This window comes from Thermomonospora umbrina (genome assembly GCF_003386555.1).
Lineage (GTDB): Bacteria > Actinomycetota > Actinomycetes > Streptosporangiales > Streptosporangiaceae > Thermomonospora > Thermomonospora umbrina.
The window spans coordinates 1,127,911-1,143,929 of record NZ_QTTT01000001.1 but is presented as its reverse complement, the minus strand read 5'-3'; the positions used below and the strand labels follow the sequence as shown (position 1 = coordinate 1,143,929).

Sequence of the window (16,019 nt, the reverse complement as noted above, 5' to 3'; positions counted from 1 at the left end):
GTCTCGAATGCCGTGACACGCCCGTCGCCTTCTCCGGACCCGTGGTTCAACCTAGGCATGGCTGAGCGGGTACGGTGCGCGAACTCGATGACGACGAAGGGCAACGACTGTTGCGGATCATCCGCCTCGACCGCGACACCCGGAACGGCGTCATCGGCCGTCCATTCCTGAGAACGGCGGAGAAGGGCAAAGCCGTATCCGATTCGCCGACTCGGACCTTCGCGCCCGTACCTTGAGCTGCTGGTAGCCGCCTCTCTGCCGGCTCTTGAGGAGTGCGCCACCGGAACGACGTGGATGCAAATCCTTCTGAGTGACGGCGCGCCATGGCCTTTCGACCTGCGCGGTCCAACCCGCCGGAGGCTTCCCCGGGCAAGAGGTTCGGCCTCGGCGTCGAGTGTGGGCGGCGGAGCCGAGATCCGGTGCTTCGGTCGTCTCTTTCGACGTGTATCGACGTCTCTCTCAGCGGAAGTCCGCCGCGTGGTCGATCGCCCACTCGCGGAAGGTCCGGGCCGGGGTGCCCGTGATGCGCTCGACCTCATCGTTGACCGGCTCGGGATTGTCGAGCATCTCCGCCTGGGCCGGCAGCACGGCCTCCACGAGCTCTGCGGGGTAGCCGGCGGCCTTCATCTGCTCGATGGCCTCCTCCAGCGAGACCTCCTCGAATCGCACCGGCCGCCCGATCGCCTCGCCGATCAGCGCCACCTGCCGTTCCTGGGTGATCAGTTCGGGGCCGGTGATCAGGGGGCGGGTGCCGAGCAGGGCGTCGGTCCTCAGCGCCTGGACGGCGACGGCGGCCATGTCCGCCTCGTGGATCAGCGGGCGGGCCAACCTTGCCAGCGGCGCCCGCACCACACCGGTGGTGCGGATTTCCTGCGCCCAGCCCAGCGTGTTGCTCGCGAACCCGGTGGGCCGCAGCGCCGTCCACTCCAGACCGGATGCCTCGATCAGCCGTTCCAGCTCCGTGTGGAACATGGTGATCGCCTCGCCCGGCTCGTCCTTCTGGTCCCCGACCCCGGCGGAGGACAGGTACACCACCCGTCGGGCGTGCTTGCCGATCACGTCGATCACGTCCGACGCGCCCTCGGCGCTCAGGAACGGCCACACCAGGAACACCGCGTCGACGCCCTCCAGAGCCGCGTCCAGCGACGCGGGATCACCGAGGTCGCCGCGTACCGCCTGCACACCCTCCGGGAGGTCCGCCTCCCTCCTCACCAGCGCCCGCACGGGCACTCCCGCCGCGTGCAGCCGGTTCACCACCGCACCGCCGACCTTGCCGGTCGCACCGGTCACCAGGATCCTGGACCGTGTCATCGGAACCCCCTCGTATCGCCGTTCGATGACACGACCCTCGTACATCAACCATGGTTCAGGTCAAGCCCGAACCTCCAGGTCAGCGCACCGACGACTGCCCACCCGCTCTTCCGGGCCATCCCCTCGTACGACGAACCGCCGCCGAAACCCGACTACCGGACATGCCGTCTGACCCGTGCGTTCCGGAAAGGCGCGGCCCGCCGCCGTCCCCCTGCGAGAGCCGGGTGCCGATGAACGCCGGCGAGGACCCGAGCAGGTGGAGGGCGAGCACGCAGACCTCGGCGCGCTCGCGATCGGCGCCGGTGATGGCCCCTTCGCCGCCAGTGTTGACAAGGCATGCCTGACCCCAACCACTCCGGCAGCCCGCCCGCCGACGGCGGATCGGTGACCACCGAGCGCTGGAACACCGCCGCCGAGTCGGGCGGGCGGTACTTCGACGTCTCCTGCGCCTTTCCACGGAGGACGTGGTTCTCGGCCGGCTTCTACAACGCGACGGGCACGAGGAACGGCTACCGGGGGTCGCCGCAAAGCCTCTTCATCTGTAACTGAACCCCCGCGCAGGGCAGGGCATGTGTGCGGTGAGGTGGCCCACTCCAGCGGCCATCGCAGCAATGCTCGAGCGGTGATCGACGCAGTCCTGATGCCCGATCGCCGCCGGTGGCCATCGGCAACAAAGGTTCACTCGGCCGTCCTGGCGAGGCCCGCCGGTGCCGGCAAGGCCTTCTGTGTGATCGACGATCGTGATACTGAATCCCAGCGACGAATGAGTGATCGCCTTGGAGGTGGTCAAACCCCTGACCCGGGGAAACGTGGAGCGGGCGACGGGAATCGAACCCGCGTAGCCAGTTTGGAAGACTGGGGCTCTACCATTGAGCTACGCCCGCGCGCGCCGGCACCGGTGCCCCGGTCTCGGCCACCTGTGTAGGGTACAGGTTCTCCGGTCTCGTTCGCGCGGCGGTGTCGGCCGAGGGCCACATCCCGTAATGGGGATGGCGCGCGGACGGATCCGCACTACACTTTCACACGCCGCTGTCGTCGTCGCCCTGCGCGGGCGCCGTCCGACGGCGGGCCGGGGTGTGGCGCAGCTTGGCTAGCGCGCGTGCTTTGGGTGCACGAGGCCGTGGGTTCGAATCCCGCCACCCCGACGGTCGACCGGTTCAGAGGCCTGATCGTCGTGACGACGGTCAGGCCTCCGTTCGTGACGGGGCCGGCCTCCGCCGCGCCCGTTCGATCACCATGCGGGGCGTGGGCGGTGCACGGGCGACCCGAAGCGATGGCGACCTCCCCGGCTGTCGGGGCGGCGGGTTTTCGCGTCGGGGTCTCAGGGGTCGCGAATGCGCCATCACGTCCATCGTCCGGCGGTCTCTTCGTTCGACCGGTCGGCCCAGGTCGGCTCGGGTGCCTGCCGGGAGTCGATGGAGCACGTCTCCAACTGCTGACCGGCCCATGGAACTGGGAGCCCCGTAGGCGTCGACCTTGGGCCATGAAGACCCCCTGGAAGTGTCCGAGGGAGTCGGCGACCGCGCTGGGCGGCCTACGCCGCAGCACCCTTTCTGAACGAGGTCGTGTCGTGATTCTGACGGATCTCGGCGGACGAGGTTCGAGGAGGACGGGGGATGTCCGCCGGGGCTATCCCTCGTTGTCCCAGGTCACGGTGTGGCGGCGTAGGAGGAGCATTGCCGTGTCGTCGGTGATGTGGGCCGCGACATGCTGGATGAGGTCGAGGCGGAGCCGTTCCAAGGCGACCTCCGGGTCGGGGTCCTCGAGGAGATGGGCGCGTTGGAGCAGTGGATAGAACTCGCCGTGGGGGTCGCGGGCCTCGATGACGCCGTCGGTGTACAGCAGTATCTGGTCCCCGACCATGAAGGGCACCTCGTACAGGGGGCGTTCCATCATCAGGGGCACGGCGATGCCGAGCGGGGGCATGTGGTCGGGGGGTTCGGCGAGCGTCGCGACGCCGTCGGCGTGGATGAGGAGCGGCGCGGGGTGGCCGCAGTTCATCAAGGTGATGGTGTCGTCGGGCCCGACCTCGGCCAGGACGGCGGTGACGAACTGTTCGCTGGTGAGGTGCCGGGACAGCGCCTGGTCGATGCGGGCGGCCACGGCGTGCAGGTCGGACTCCTGGTGGGCGGCCTCGCGGAACGCGCCGAGCACCACCGCGGCCGTCTCCACCGCGTCGAGGCCCTTGCCCTGGACGTCCCCGACGATGATCCGCGCGCGGTCGCCGGTCGTGACGAGCTCGTACAGGTCGCCGCCGATGAGCGCGCCGGTGGCCGCCGACATGTAGGTGACGGCGGCGTCGACGGGGCCGACCCGCCGGGGGACGGGGCGCAGCAGTACGCGTTGGGCGACCTCCGCGACGGTGCGGATGTCGGCCAGTTCGCGCTCGCGTCGTTCCCTGATGGCGGTGGCCAGCATCGCCGCCAGCGTCACCCCGGCGATCGACAGGAGCGTGAGGGTGCTGGTGCGGGTGCCGAGCATGTCGTTGTACGAGGCCAGCAGCGCACCGGCGAGCAGCGCCATCGCGCCCACGAGCGCGGTGCGCCGGATACCGGACGCCAGGCTCGCGAAGGCCGGGCCCAGGGCGAGCAGGGGAGAGGAGAACTCCTCCTCGCGCCCGGCGAGCAGGTCGCCGGTCACGACGGTGGCCATCACGACGAACGGCAGCCATCGCAGGAACGGCCCCCGGGTGCGGTCGGGACGCACGGGGGAGGGGTCAGGTCTGGGCGATGTTGACCATCCAGTCGATGCCGAACCGGTCCGTGCAGGCACCGAATTCGTCGCCCCACATCTGCTTCTCCAGCGGCACGGAAACGGTGCCGCCCTCCGACAGTCTCGACCAGTAGCCGCGCAGTTCGTCGGCGTCGTCGCCGCTCAGGCTGATCGCGATGTCGTTGCCCGGGCGGTGTTCCATTCCGGGCGGGGCGTCGGAGCCCATGAGGGCGAATCCGCCGGGGGTCTCCAGCATGGCGTGCATGATGTTGTCGGCGATGGCGGAGCCCTGCTCGCCGTACTCGCCGTAGGTGTTGGTCCTCAGGTCGCCCCCGAAGATCTCGTGGTAGAACTCCATGGCCTGCCGGGCGTTCCCGGCGAAGCTGATGTACGGATTGAGACGAGAGGCCACCGGATTCTCCTTGATCTCGCTGGATTCCGATCCTCGCAGCCCGCCGGCGCGGCGACAACGGGGGCTGCGGAATCCTGAGCGGCTCTTGGGGTAAAGAATGGCCCCACGGCGGGCCACGACATCGTCAAAAAGCTTCCCCGTGGACCTGTCGGCCGGCCAGGAATGTGGCCCGCACGGTCAGGTCGGCGATCTCGGCCGGCGGCACGTCGTGCGGATCGGCCGAGAGGATCACCAGGTCGGCGTACTTGCCCGGCTCCAGCGACCCGGTGACGCCGTCGGCGTGGAGCTGCCAGGCGGCGTCGATCGTCTGGGCCTGGAGGGCCTGGGCGACGCCGATCCGCGCGTCGCGGCCGGTGAGCCCGCGGTGGCGGGCGAGGCGGTCGGCGGCGACGGCCATGGCGCGCAGCGGCTCCACGGGGGCCGCCGGGGATTCGCCGTGGAGCGACACCCGCATGCCCGATCGCAGGGCCGAGCCCTCCGGGGTCCACCGCTCGCCGGCGTCCGCGCCGAACAGGTCGTCGGAGAGGACCTCGCTCCAGTAGTTCGGGTGGTCGGGGGACAGGCTGCAGGAGACGCCGAGCGCGTGGGCGAGGTCGAACTGGTCGGGCCGCATCGAGCCGACGTGCTCCATGCGCAGTCGGGGCGGGCCGATGGCCGGGGCGCGCCCGTCCAGCAGTTCCTCCCAGACGTTCAGGACGAGGCCGATGGCGGAGTCGCCGTCGGCGTGACAGGCCAGTTGCCAGCCGGCGTCGTGGTAGGCCTGGAAGATCTCGTCCAGCTCGTCATGCGTGTGGTTCGGGCGCGTGGCGGCCGTGTCGTCGCCCCACGCCGACCCGTCGACCCAGAGCTTGACGCCGATCTGGCGGAGCAGGTCGTCGCCCATGCCGGGCGCGACGCCGCTGCCCAGCGAGGGGCCGGCGATCTCGTACAGGCGGAGCCGCGCGGTGAGGGCTCCCATCCCGCGCGCCTCGGTGAGCCGGGGGCGGTGGGCGGGGTTGAAGCTCATCTCGCTGATGGTGGTGATGCCGGCCGCGTTGACCCGTGAGCCCTGGGCGGCCAGGGCCTCGGCGAAGAGCGGGAGCGTGACGGAACCGGTCAGGTGGGCCGTCACACGGGCCACGGCGGCGGGCTCGTACGCGGTGCCGTCGAGATGGCCGTCGGGTGTGCGGCCGAAGTGGCCTCCGGCGGGGTCGGGGGCGTCCCGGGACAGCCCGGCCCGGCGCATGGTCGCCGAGTTGAAGTACGCCGAGTGACCGGAGTCGTACAGGATGATCAAAGGGGCGTCGGGCGCGAGCTCGTCCAGCCAGGCGAGGGTGGGGACGGGCAACCGTTCCCGGAGCCGGGCGTCCCAGCCGTAGAGGCAGGCCCCTTCGGCGCCGCGCTCGGCGACGGCGCGCCGGATGGCCTCGACGGCCCGGCCGGCCTCGGGGAGCCGCACCGGGCGGAGGCCGACCAGGGCTCCGGTCCGTTCCAACGCGTCGTTGACGAAATGGCCGTGCGCCTCCACGAAGCCGGGCAGCACACAGCCGTCCCCCGCGTCGACCAGCCGTGTGGTGGGGCCGTGCACGTCGCGGACGTCGTCCACGGCGCCGATCGCGACGATGCGGCCCGCCCGCACCGCCAGGGCCTCCGCCAGCGGACGGAACGGGTCGAGCGTCAGGATCCGCCCCCGCACGATCAGGTCCGCCTGCCGGCTCGACCTGGTCCGCCCGACCGGACGTTCCCTGGCGTTCAGGGTGCAGCGCCCGTTGATGCCTGCGCGTCCGTTCAGGGCGGGCTGGTCGTTCATGTCGGCTCCCGTCAGGCTGGTCCCACCTAGTCCAGCGCAGGAGGAGTCGAGGCCGTCACACCTGCGGGCCGCCGGGAGGCTGTCACGGCGGGGGCCGTTCGACGTGAGCCGCTTCCGGGCCGGCCGGGGCTACCGACGAGTAGAGCCACGGCCGACCAGGTCACGCGCTGGTTAACACGCCGTTCACACAAGGGCAACAGGTCCGAAAAGACCGATTCCTAGTCTCCTTCTCGGCCGAAACCTGTGCGGCCGACCTCCAGGAAGGGACCGACGTTGAGCTACAAGGCCGAGTACATCTGGATCGACGGGACCGAGCCCACCGCGATGCTCAGGTCCAAGACGCGGATCCTCGCCGACGGCGCCGACCTGCCGACCTGGGGGTTCGACGGCTCCAGCACCAACCAGGCGCCCGGTGAGCACTCGGACTGCGTGCTCAAGCCGGTCTTCTCGTGCCCCGACCCCATCCGGGGCGGCGACCACAAGCTGGTGCTGTGCGAGGTCTACCTCCCCGACGGCACGCCCCACCCGACCAACACCCGGGCCAAGCTGGTGCCGATCGCCGAGTCGTTCGCCGAGCAGGAGTCGCTCTTCGGCATCGAGCAGGAGTACACCTTCTTCCAGGCGGGCCGTCCCCTCGGCTTCCCGGAGACCGGCTTCCCCGCCCCGCAGGGCCCGTACTACTGCGGTGTCGGCGCCGACGAGGTGTTCGGACGCGAGATCGTCGAGCAGCACCTCGACGCCTGCCTGGCCGCCGGCCTGCCGATCTCCGGCATCAACGCCGAGGTCATGCCGGGCCAGTGGGAGTTCCAGGTCGGCCCCGCCGGGCCGCTGGAGGTCTCCGACGCCCTGTGGGTGGCGCGCTGGCTGCTCTACCGCATCGCCGAGGAGCACAACGTCGCCGCCACCCTCGACCCCAAGCCCGCCAAGGGCGACTGGAACGGCGCCGGCGCGCACACCAACTTCTCCACCAAGGCCATGCGCGAGTCCTACGCCCCGATCATCACCGCCGCCGAGTCCCTCGGCGGCCGGATCAAGGAGCACATCGCGGTGTACGGCTACGGCATCGAGGAGCGCCTGACCGGCCTCCACGAGACCGCCCCGTGGACCGAGTTCAGCTACGGCGTGGGCGACCGCGGCGCCTCGGTCCGCATCCCGTGGCAGGTCGAGGTCGACCAGAAGGGCTACATGGAGGACCGCCGGCCCAACGCCAACTGCGACCCGTACGAGGTCACGCGCCTGCTGGTCGACACCTGCTGCACGGCCCTCAAGAACGCCGGGCAGGTCTGAGAACGCGCCGCTCCGCATCCCCGCCTCGGCGCGGGGGACGCGGCGGACGGCGATGAACGAGGGGATCCCGGGGCGGGGCGCTTCCGGGATCCCCTCTTCGCGTACACGCATGAAGGCCCTGCCGACGCCTCTCCCCGCCTTCGTGCCCGCTTCACCGACCTGAACGCCCGACGCCGCTCAGTACCGCTCCTCGTCAGGAGACCACGGCCCTGCCGACCCGTACGGGCCTTGAGGCCCTTGAGGCCTTGGGGTCCTGTGGCCGGGGGGCCCGTAGGGCTGTTGCGGCGGTGGCCCGTACATTCCGTGCGGCCCACGCGGGGCCTGGGGGCCCTGTGGCGCCGGGGGCGCGCTCAAGGGGCCTTGGGGCATCGGTGACCTGTACGGCGCGGCTTCATGGCCGTACGAGTCGGGGAGGTCGGCCGGGAGTCGTGGCTCCAGTTCGTCGTCGTAGCGCGGGAACAGCAGCACCGCGAAGATGGCCAGGGCCAGGGCGGCGATCCGCAGGCCCAGCGTCACCGGGTCGTCCGGCCAGGGCTCGCCGTACAGGATCGTGCCCATCACCAGCAGGTACGTCTTGGCGGTGACGGTCATCACCGAGGCCACCACCGAGACGCGGCACCGTTGGAACGCCGCCACGATGATGCCGAAGCCGAACGCCGCCGCCAGCACCGTCACGTAGGGGAACGGGGTGCCGAGGATGGCCAGGCCCTCGGCGGAGGAGTCGCTCCAGCCCTTGACGGCCAGTTCGGCGGTCCCGATGGGGAACCCGGCGCTCATCCCGTAGGCGACGCCCGCCACCGGACGCGCGTGCCGCCCGTCGGGTCTGCGGTCGCCCATCGCCATCATCCCCAGCGACAGCACCAGCGGTGGGATCACCACCGCCGCCAGCCGCCAGGTCCCCACGTCGTCGGCCGTGATGGGCTCGGGGGTGCCGATGGAGGCCGCGATCAGCAGCATGGCCCCGGCGACCAGCGCCAGGCTGAGCCACTCGCGGAAGGCCAGCCGTTCGCCGAACACGCCGATGGCGATCACCAGCAACGGGACCAGCCCGGAGACGAAGATCGGGACGGCCACGCTCAGCGCCAGCTCGGACAGCGCGATGATCTGCAGACTCAGTCCGCCCAGCACCAACACCAGCCCGGCCAGAAAGATCGGGCTGGTCAGGATCACACCGGCCATGTGGTGGATCCGGTGCCCTCGCACCGGCGCCATCCGGTCGGCGGCGACCTTGAAGATCGCAAAACCGACATAGTACAGCCCAGTGGCCCCAAAGGCCGCAAGCGTCCCGTCCATCCCGCCAAAGTATGGGGCAAAACGGCTCGCCGTCACACCCCTGTAACGCCGCGTTCTCGCATCGGATACCGCCGCATACCTCCGGAACGACGCTCGGAGAAACACCGTGGAAAGCGGAACGCCCATGGACGTCCGAGAGTCACAGGGTTTGACGGTGTTGTGTGCTTAGTGCCTGAAGTGTGGCGAATGGCCTTGTTCGCATGATCGTGAGCCCTAGGCTGGCGGCGGTCGCGAACAGGTGCGTCCCGATCGGGAGGGTGTGCGTTGGGCGTCTTCGGCGGGTCGGGGTCGGTGAGCGGATTGCGCGGCGGCGGATGGAGGAGCGGTGCGAGGCGGCCGGCGGTGTGGCTGGCGCTGCTGGCACTGGCCGGGTCGACCGCCGCGTCCTGCGGCGGCGGCGGTGACTGCGGTGGCGCCTCCGTCAGCCTGCGGATGGCGGCCTCCCAGGACAAGGTCGGCCTGCTCCAGCGGGCGGCCGACGAGTTCGCCGACGGCCGCAAGGTCGGCGGCAGGTGCGTCGAGATCGAGGTCGACTCCAAGAACTCCGGCACCGCGATGCTGGCGCTGGCCCGCGGCTGGAACGAGCGGACGGACGGCAGGCGTCCCGACGTCTGGAGCCCGGCCTCCAACGTGTGGGCCGCCATGCTGCGGCTCCGACTGGCCGGCTCCGACCGGCCCTCCCCGATCGCGGACGGCGACTTCCCGCCGATCATGACCTCGCCGTTGACCATCGCCATGCCCCGGCCGATGGCCGAGGCGCTCGGCTGGCCGGGCAAGGCGATCGGCTGGGAGGACCTGTCCAGGCTCGCCACCGGCCCGGACGGCTGGAAGGCGTACGGGCATCCGGAGTGGGGGGCGTTCCGGCTCGGCAAGACCAATCCCAACCTGTCGACCTCGGGGCTGCACGCCACCGTGGGCGCCTACTACGCCGCGACGGGCACCACCTCGGACCTCACCGAGGCGGACGTCACCGCGCCGAAGAACCGCGCGTTCGTCTCCGACATCGAGAAGGCGATCGTCCATTACGGACACACCTCGCTCACGTTCCTGAGCAACCTGCTGCGCGCCGACGATCGGGGACAGGCCCTTTCCTATATTTCGGCCGTGACCGTTGAGGAGGATTCGGTCTGGAACTACAACCAGGGAAATCCCGGCCTGGACCCCGCGCAGCTCGGTAAGCGGGCCAAGCCGAAGGTCCCCCTGGCGGCGATCTACCCCAAGGACGGGACGATCTCCTCCGACCATCCGTTCGTGCCGCTGAACTGGATGGACGCCGAGAAGAAGAAGGTCGCCGACGAGTTCCTGAAGTTCCTGCGCAGCGAGGACGTCCAGCGCGACTTCCAGGACCACGGTTACCGCGATCACCAGGGCCGCCCCGGCCGCCACGCCACCCCGCAGAACGGGCTGCTGCCGCACGAGCCCAAGACGATGCTGTCGCTGCCGTCCGACGCCGTGCTCGACACGATGCTCAAGACCTGGGGCGAGCTGCGCAAGCCCGCCAACGTGCTGCTGGTCATCGACCGTTCCGGCTCCATGACCGAGGGCGTGCCGGGCACCGGCAAGAGCAAGGGCGACCTGGCCAAGGAGGCCGCGGCCGAGGCGCTGGCCGAGTTCCGCGGACAGGACGAGGTGGGCCTGTGGATGTTCTCCGCCAGGCTCCAAGGAGAACAGGACTGGCAGGAGCTCGTGCCCGTCGGGCCCATGGACGACGCCCGCCGCAGGACCCTGCGCGAACGCCTGCTCGGCCTCACCCTCGCCGGCGGCACCGGCTTGTACAACACCACCGCCGCGGCCTTCGACAGGATGCGCGCCGCCCGCGAGAGCGGCTCCATCAACGCCGTCGTGGTCATGACCGACGGCAAGAACGAACGACCCGGCGGCCTCGACCTCGACGGCCTCCTGCAGCGACTGGGCACCCGAGAGGAGGAGACCGTCCGGGTCTTCACCATCGGATACGGCGAGGACGCCGACCAACGGGTGCTGCGGCGCATCGCCGAGCAGACCGACGGGGCCTCCTACGACTCCTCCGACCCGAACACCATCCGGGACGTCTTCACGGAGGTGATCTCCAACTTCTGAGACCGCCGCGGCGGTGCCGGAGCCCCCGGGTGTCCGCGCACGCCGCCCGGACACCATAGACTTGGCGCGCGAAGGCGCGAGGAGCCGATCGTCGGCGTGCCCGCGCCCCGGGCGTCAGGACCGGCGGCAACGCGTCGAAACGCCGCGGCCGGATAGTGAACCCGCGCCTGTGACCGTGCCGGACAAGGAGACCGACCCCAGTGAAGACCGATGTCGAGGAGCTGACCCCCACGCGGGTCAAGCTCACCGTCGAGGTTCCGTTCGACGAGCTCAAGCCGAACCTCGACAAGGCGTACAAGGAAATCAGCAAGCAGGTCCGGATCAAGGGTTTCCGACCCGGCAAGGTGCCCGCGCCGCTGATCGACCAGTACGTCGGCCGTGGCGCGGTCCTGCAGGAGGCGGTCAACGACGCCCTGCCGGAACTGTACGGCCGGGCCGTCGAGGAGACCGAGATCTTCGTCCTCGGTCAACCGGACGTGGAGATCACCGCGTTGGACGACGGCAAGGAGCTGTCGTTCACCGCGGAGGTGGACGTGCGGCCCAAGTTCGAGGTTCCCGACTATGAGGGACTGGAGGTGACCGTCGACGAGGCCGAGGTCACCGACGAGGAGATCGCGGAGACGCTCGACACGCTGCGCGAGCGCTTCGGCTCCCTCACCATCGCCGAGCGCGCCGCCGAGGAGGGCGACTTCGTCACCATCGACCTGGCCGCCGAGATCGACGGCGAGGCCGTGGAGGACGCCGCCACCACCGGCTACTCCTACGAGGTCGGCAGCGGCACCTCCATCGAGGGCCTCGACGACGCCCTGGCGGGGATGAGCGCCGGCGACACCAAGACGTTCACCTCCACGCTGGTCGGCGGCGAGCGGTCCGGTGAGGAGGCCGAGATCACCGTCACCGTCCAGAACGTCAAGGTCAAGAACCTGCCCGAGGCCGACGACGAGTTCGCCCAGCTCGCCAGCGAGTTCGACACCATCGAGGAGCTGCGCGGCGACCTGCGCACCCGTCTCGGCCGCAACAAGCGGATGCAGCAGCTCGGCCAGGCCCGTGACAAGGCCCTGGAGGCGCTGCTGGAGAAGGTCGAGATCCCGCTGCCCGACCAGGTCGTCGAGGACGAGGTCACCCGCCGCAACGAGCAGCTCGAGCAGCAGCTCCAGTGGAGCGGCCTCACCCGCGAGGGCTACCTGGAGCGCGAGGAGAAGACCGCCGAGGAGTTCGAGGCCGAGGTCGCCGAGGCCGCCCGCCAGGCGGTCAAGGGCGGGTTCCTGCTCGACCAGCTCGCCCTGGACGAGGAGCTGGGCGTCGAGAACGAGGAGCTCAGCGACTACGTGGTCACCCAGGCCATGCAGATGGGCGTGCAGCCCCAGCAGCTCGCCCAGCACCTCACCGACAGCGGCCAGATCCCGGCCCTCGTCTCCGAGGTCCTGCGCAACAAGGCCCTCAACGTCCTCGTCGAGCACGTCAAGATCACCGACGAGGCCGGCAACGAACTCGACGTCGAAGCCATCCAGCGCGAGCTGAACGGCGAGACCACCGAGACAGCCGAGGCCGACTCCGAGGCCGAGGCCGAGGCCGAGGACACCCCGGACACCACCGAGGAGGCCCCCGAGGCCCCCGAGGAGAAGCCGGCGTCCTGACCTCACACCGCACCGGACGGGCCGGAGCCCCCCACGACACGCTCGGGGGCCCCGGCCCGTCCGCGTTCCGGCACCCCGCCCAAGAACACCTCGAGCACCCCACGCACGGAGCCTCCCGGCACCCCACCTCCGAGACGTCCCGTACACCGACGTCCTCAAGGCCACCCGCGAGCGCGCCGAAGGCGCGCGAGCCGCCGAGCGCAGCGAGGCCATGGGTACGCCCCGAGCGAAAAGGCGGTCCCGTGGGCTTAAAGGCCCGACGGGGCGCGTTAGTGTCCAATCAACTGACCCGATACACGACCGGAGGAACCCGGTGAGCATGCCTCCGACTTTCGAAGCGCCCAGCCCCGCGGAACGGCCGATCACGTCGCGGTTGGCCGACGCTCAGCTCCTGCCGCTCGGCGACCAACTGTTCCAGCAGTTGCTGCGCAAGCGGATCGTCTTCCTCGGCCAGCAGGTGGACGACGACATCGCCAACCGGATCTGCGCGGAGCTGCTGCTGCTGTCGGCCGAGGACGGCCAGCGCGACATCTACCTCTACATCAACTCGCCCGGCGGCTCGGTGACGGCCGGCATGGCGATCTACGACATCATGCAGTACGTCCCGAACGAGGTCGCCACGGTCGGCATGGGCCTGGCCGCCTCGATGGGGCAGTTCCTGCTGTGCGCCGGCGCCCCGGGCAAGCGGTACGCGCTCCCGCACGCCCGCATCATGATGCACCAGCCGTCCGGCGGCATCGGCGGCACGGCCTCGGACATCAAGATCCAGGCCGAGCAGATGCTGTACGTCAAGCACACCCTGGCCGAGCGGATCGCCCTGCACACCGGCCAGGACGTCGACCAGATCAACCGGGACTCGGACCGGGACCGCTGGTTCACCGCCGAGGCGGCCAAGGATTACGGCTTCGTCGACCACGTGGTGCGCAGCGCCGCGCAGGTCCCCTCGGAGGGCCCCGTCTCATGATCGCCCGGCGCCCGGCGCCGGTCATCCGGAACGAAGCGGACTAGCGGAGGCAGAAAGTGAGCGACCTGTACAGGCCGGGCATTCAGATGGGCGGCTCCGCGCCGTCGGTCGACAACCGGTACATCATCCCGTCCTTCGTCGAGCGCACCACGTACGGCGTCAAGGAGATGAACCCGTACAACAAGCTCTTCGAGGAGCGCATCATCTTCCTCGGGGTGCAGATCGACGACGCGTCGGCCAATGACGTGATGGCCCAGTTGCTGACGCTGGAGTCCATCGACCCGGACCGGGACATCAGCATCTACATCAACTCGCCGGGCGGCTCGTTCACCGCGATGACGGCGATCTACGACACGATGCAGTTCGTCAAGCCCGACATCCAGACCGTCTGCATCGGCCAGGCGGCGTCGGCTGCGGCGGTGCTGCTGGGAGCGGGCACGCCGGGCAAGCGGGCGGCCCTGCCGCACTCGCGGATCCTGATCCACCAGCCGGCCACCGAGGGCACCTACGGGCAGTCCAGCGACATCGAGATCCAGGCCCGCGAGATCATGCGCATCCGCGAGCAGCTCGAGGAGATCCTGGCCCGGCACAGCGGTCGTCCGGTCGAGGAGGTCCGCAGGGACATCGAGCGCGACAAGATCCTCACGGCGGAAGATGCCAAGTCGTACGGTTTGGTGGACGATGTCTTCGCCAGCAGGAAGCGGCGCGCAGAGGTAGTGTCGTCCTGACGGCGGCCGTCCCGACGGCGGCCGGGCGGACCGGGCCCCATGGGGTCGGGCCCGCTCGGTGCCCGAGGGCGGACCCGGGCGATCCCCGAGGGCGGAGCCCTTCGGGGGGAGTTCGGGGCGGGGGGCTCACCAAGTCCTCCGGAGGCGGTAACGTCGAAGCCGACGTCGAGAGCCTTCGGGACGCAGAGGACCGGCGAGGCGACGAGCGAGCGAGGTGGTCGGCGATGCGGGTGTCAGGACGCACCGGTCGCCGCCCGTGCCGCGAGCCCGGCGCCCCGCGCGATCACAGGTACGAGCGCGAGGTGGCGAACACCCCCGGCCGGCGCCGAGCCGCGCCGCCGGGCGGGCCCGTCCCCGAACGCGAGGTAACATACCGCGCCGCATCCTCTCAGGCGGGCGGCCCCACGAAAAGGAGACGGTTGGGTGGCACGCATCGGCGACGGTGGTGATCTGCTCAAGTGCTCGTTCTGCGGAAAGAGCCAGAAGCAGGTCAAGAAGCTCATCGCGGGTCCGGGCGTGTACATCTGCGACGAGTGCATCGATCTCTGCAACGAGATCATCGAGGAGGAGCTCGCGGAGACCTCCGACCTCAAGTGGGACAGCCTGCCCAAGCCCCGGGAGATCTACGAGTTCCTGGACGGCTATGTGATCGGGCAGGAGACGGCCAAGAAGGCCCTGTCGGTGGCCGTCTACAACCACTACAAGCGGATCCAGTCCGGCGACAGCGCCCGTGACGACGCGGTCGAGCTCTCCAAGTCCAACATCCTGTTGCTCGGCCCCACCGGATCCGGCAAGACGCTCCTCGCGCAGACGCTCGCCAAACTTCTCAACGTCCCGTTCGCCATCGCCGACGCCACCGCCCTGACCGAGGCGGGCTATGTCGGCGAGGACGTGGAGAACATCCTGCTGAAGCTGATCCAGGCGGCCGACTACGACGTCAAGAAGGCCGAGACCGGGATCATCTACATCGACGAGGTCGACAAGATCGCCCGCAAGAGCGAGAACCCGTCGATCACTCGGGACGTGTCCGGGGAGGGTGTCCAGCAGGCCCTGCTGAAGATCCTGGAAGGGACCACCGCCAGCGTCCCGCCGCAGGGCGGCCGCAAGCACCCGCACCAGGAGTTCATCCAGATCGACACCACCAACGTGCTGTTCATCTGCGGTGGCGCCTTCGCCGGGCTGGAGAAGATCGTCGAGTCCCGGATCGGCAAGCAGGGGATGGGCTTCGGCGCGGTGATCCGCTCCAAGGCCGAGGCGGAGGCGGCCTCCGACATCCTCGGCGACATCATGCCGGAGGACCTGCTCAAGTTCGGGATGATCCCCGAGTTCGTGGGCCGGCTCCCGATCATCACCAACGTGCACAACCTGGACCGGGAAGCCCTGATCTCGATCCTCACCGAGCCCAAGAACGCGCTGGTCAAGCAGTACCACCGGCTGTTCGAGCTGGACGGGGTCGACCTGGAGTTCACCGACGACGCCCTCGAGGCCATCGCCGACCAGGCCATCCTGCGCGGCACCGGCGCCCGGGGCCTGCGCGCTATCATGGAGGAGGTCCTCCTGTCGGTGATGTACGAGGTCCCCAGCCGCCAGGACGTGGCCCGCGTCGTCATCACCCGCGAGGCCGTCCTGGAGCACGTCAACCCGACCCTCGTCCCCCGCGAACGCACCAAGCGCGAGCCGAGGGAGAAGTCCGCGTAGCCCGCCGGGGTTCGGGTGGAGTGTGCTCGCACGCTGCGCGTGCTCGCCGAAGGCGGGCTACCGTGCCGGCCCGGGGGGACGACCCCCCGGAACCCCCCGATGTGGGGGC

13 protein-coding genes and 2 tRNA genes are annotated in these 16,019 nt (G+C 70.0%); 9 read left to right on the top strand and 6 right to left on the bottom strand.

The genetic code is table 11. The annotated features are described in order from the left end of the window. Window positions 1–74 precede the first annotated feature (74 nt). Window positions 75–236 carry a creatininase family protein gene (locus DFJ69_RS34830; RefSeq protein WP_147312204.1) on the top strand — a complete coding sequence of 54 codons (162 nt, stop codon included), beginning with the start codon at window positions 75–77 and terminating at the stop codon, window positions 234–236. A gap of 223 nt (window positions 237–459) precedes the next feature. Here DFJ69_RS34830 and DFJ69_RS04945 read toward each other — a convergent pair whose 3' ends face one another. Continuing rightward, window positions 460–1,311, bottom strand: coding sequence for an NAD(P)H-binding protein (locus DFJ69_RS04945; RefSeq protein ID WP_116026412.1), 852 nt, complete (start codon window positions 1,309–1,311; stop codon window positions 460–462). A 336-nt stretch (window positions 1,312–1,647) separates the two neighbouring features. Here DFJ69_RS04945 and DFJ69_RS04940 point away from each other — a divergent pair, with 336 nt between their 5' ends. Beyond that, window positions 1,648–1,860 (top strand): hypothetical protein, encoded by a 213-nt coding sequence (locus DFJ69_RS04940; protein WP_116021373.1) that lies wholly within the window; start codon window positions 1,648–1,650, stop codon window positions 1,858–1,860. 261 nt (window positions 1,861–2,121) lie between these two features. Here the strand turns inward: DFJ69_RS04940 and DFJ69_RS04935 are convergent. Continuing rightward, a tRNA-Gly gene (locus tag DFJ69_RS04935) sits at window positions 2,122–2,195 on the bottom strand. Window positions 2,196–2,381: 186 nt separating this feature from the next. On the opposite strand from DFJ69_RS04935, the gene DFJ69_RS04930 reads away from it, so the two are divergent. Then, window positions 2,382–2,456 (top strand) — tRNA-Pro (locus tag DFJ69_RS04930). Window positions 2,457–2,940: 484 nt separating this feature from the next. Here DFJ69_RS04930 and DFJ69_RS04925 read toward each other — a convergent pair. From DFJ69_RS04925 to DFJ69_RS04915, 3 genes are all read right to left on the bottom strand, one after another. Beyond that, window positions 2,941–4,017, bottom strand: a complete 1,077-nt coding sequence (locus DFJ69_RS04925) for a PP2C family protein-serine/threonine phosphatase (protein WP_245974023.1) — start codon at window positions 4,015–4,017, stop codon at window positions 2,941–2,943. A gap of 10 nt (window positions 4,018–4,027) precedes the next feature. Next, complete coding sequence (locus DFJ69_RS04920; RefSeq protein WP_116021372.1) at window positions 4,028–4,435, bottom strand: VOC family protein; 408 nt, start codon at window positions 4,433–4,435, stop codon at window positions 4,028–4,030. A gap of 124 nt (window positions 4,436–4,559) precedes the next feature. Continuing rightward, entirely contained in the window at window positions 4,560–6,224 is a 1,665-nt protein-coding gene (locus DFJ69_RS04915) for an amidohydrolase (RefSeq protein ID WP_116021371.1), read from the bottom strand. A gap of 273 nt (window positions 6,225–6,497) precedes the next feature. Between DFJ69_RS04915 and glnII the strand changes: the two genes are divergently transcribed. Further along, window positions 6,498–7,511: a glutamine synthetase gene (gene glnII, locus DFJ69_RS04910; RefSeq protein ID WP_116021370.1), complete on the top strand. Its 1,014-nt coding sequence runs from the start codon at window positions 6,498–6,500 to the stop codon at window positions 7,509–7,511. A 177-nt stretch (window positions 7,512–7,688) separates the two neighbouring features. Here the strand turns inward: glnII and DFJ69_RS04905 are convergent, their stop codons facing one another. Continuing rightward, window positions 7,689–8,804: a hypothetical protein gene (locus DFJ69_RS04905; RefSeq protein WP_147312203.1), complete on the bottom strand. Its 1,116-nt coding sequence runs from the start codon at window positions 8,802–8,804 to the stop codon at window positions 7,689–7,691. 291 nt (window positions 8,805–9,095) lie between these two features. On the opposite strand from DFJ69_RS04905, the gene DFJ69_RS04900 reads away from it, so the two are divergent. The 5 genes from DFJ69_RS04900 (at window position 9,096) to clpX (ending at window position 15,910) form a co-directional block, all read left to right on the top strand. Continuing rightward, window positions 9,096–10,883, top strand: coding sequence for a substrate-binding and VWA domain-containing protein (locus DFJ69_RS04900; RefSeq protein ID WP_116026410.1), 1,788 nt, complete (start codon window positions 9,096–9,098; stop codon window positions 10,881–10,883). Window positions 10,884–11,083: 200 nt separating this feature from the next. Beyond that, window positions 11,084–12,520: a trigger factor gene (gene tig / locus DFJ69_RS04895; protein ID WP_116021368.1), complete on the top strand. Its 1,437-nt coding sequence runs from the start codon at window positions 11,084–11,086 to the stop codon at window positions 12,518–12,520. Between the two features lie 319 nt (window positions 12,521–12,839). Further along, window positions 12,840–13,484 carry an ATP-dependent Clp protease proteolytic subunit gene (locus DFJ69_RS04890; protein WP_116021367.1) on the top strand — a complete coding sequence of 215 codons (645 nt, stop codon included), beginning with the start codon at window positions 12,840–12,842 and terminating at the stop codon, window positions 13,482–13,484. A gap of 86 nt (window positions 13,485–13,570) precedes the next feature. Next, window positions 13,571–14,212, top strand: coding sequence for an ATP-dependent Clp protease proteolytic subunit (locus DFJ69_RS04885; RefSeq protein ID WP_116026409.1), 642 nt, complete (start codon window positions 13,571–13,573; stop codon window positions 14,210–14,212). Window positions 14,213–14,635: 423 nt separating this feature from the next. Next, on the top strand, window positions 14,636–15,910 hold the full coding sequence (gene clpX / locus DFJ69_RS04880; protein ID WP_116021366.1) for an ATP-dependent Clp protease ATP-binding subunit ClpX: 1,275 nt from the start codon (window positions 14,636–14,638) through the stop codon (window positions 15,908–15,910). Window positions 15,911–16,019: the final 109 nt, after the last annotated feature.

Bases quoted from the DNA above. Each gene is read 5' to 3' on its own strand.
- DFJ69_RS04945 (WP_116026412.1), bottom strand. From the start codon at position 1,311: ATGACACGGTCCAGGATCCTGGTGACCGGTGCGACCGGCAAGGTCGGC.
- DFJ69_RS04940 (WP_116021373.1), top strand. From the start codon at position 1,648: ATGCCTGACCCCAACCACTCCGGCAGCCCGCCCGCCGACGGCGGATCG.
- DFJ69_RS04915 (WP_116021371.1), bottom strand. From the start codon at position 6,224: ATGAACGACCAGCCCGCCCTGAACGGACGCGCAGGCATCAACGGGCGC.
- DFJ69_RS04905 (WP_147312203.1), bottom strand. From the start codon at position 8,804: ATGGACGGGACGCTTGCGGCCTTTGGGGCCACTGGGCTGTACTATGTC.
- DFJ69_RS04890 (WP_116021367.1), top strand. From the start codon at position 12,840: ATGCCTCCGACTTTCGAAGCGCCCAGCCCCGCGGAACGGCCGATCACG.
- DFJ69_RS04885 (WP_116026409.1), top strand. From the start codon at position 13,571: ATGGGCGGCTCCGCGCCGTCGGTCGACAACCGGTACATCATCCCGTCC.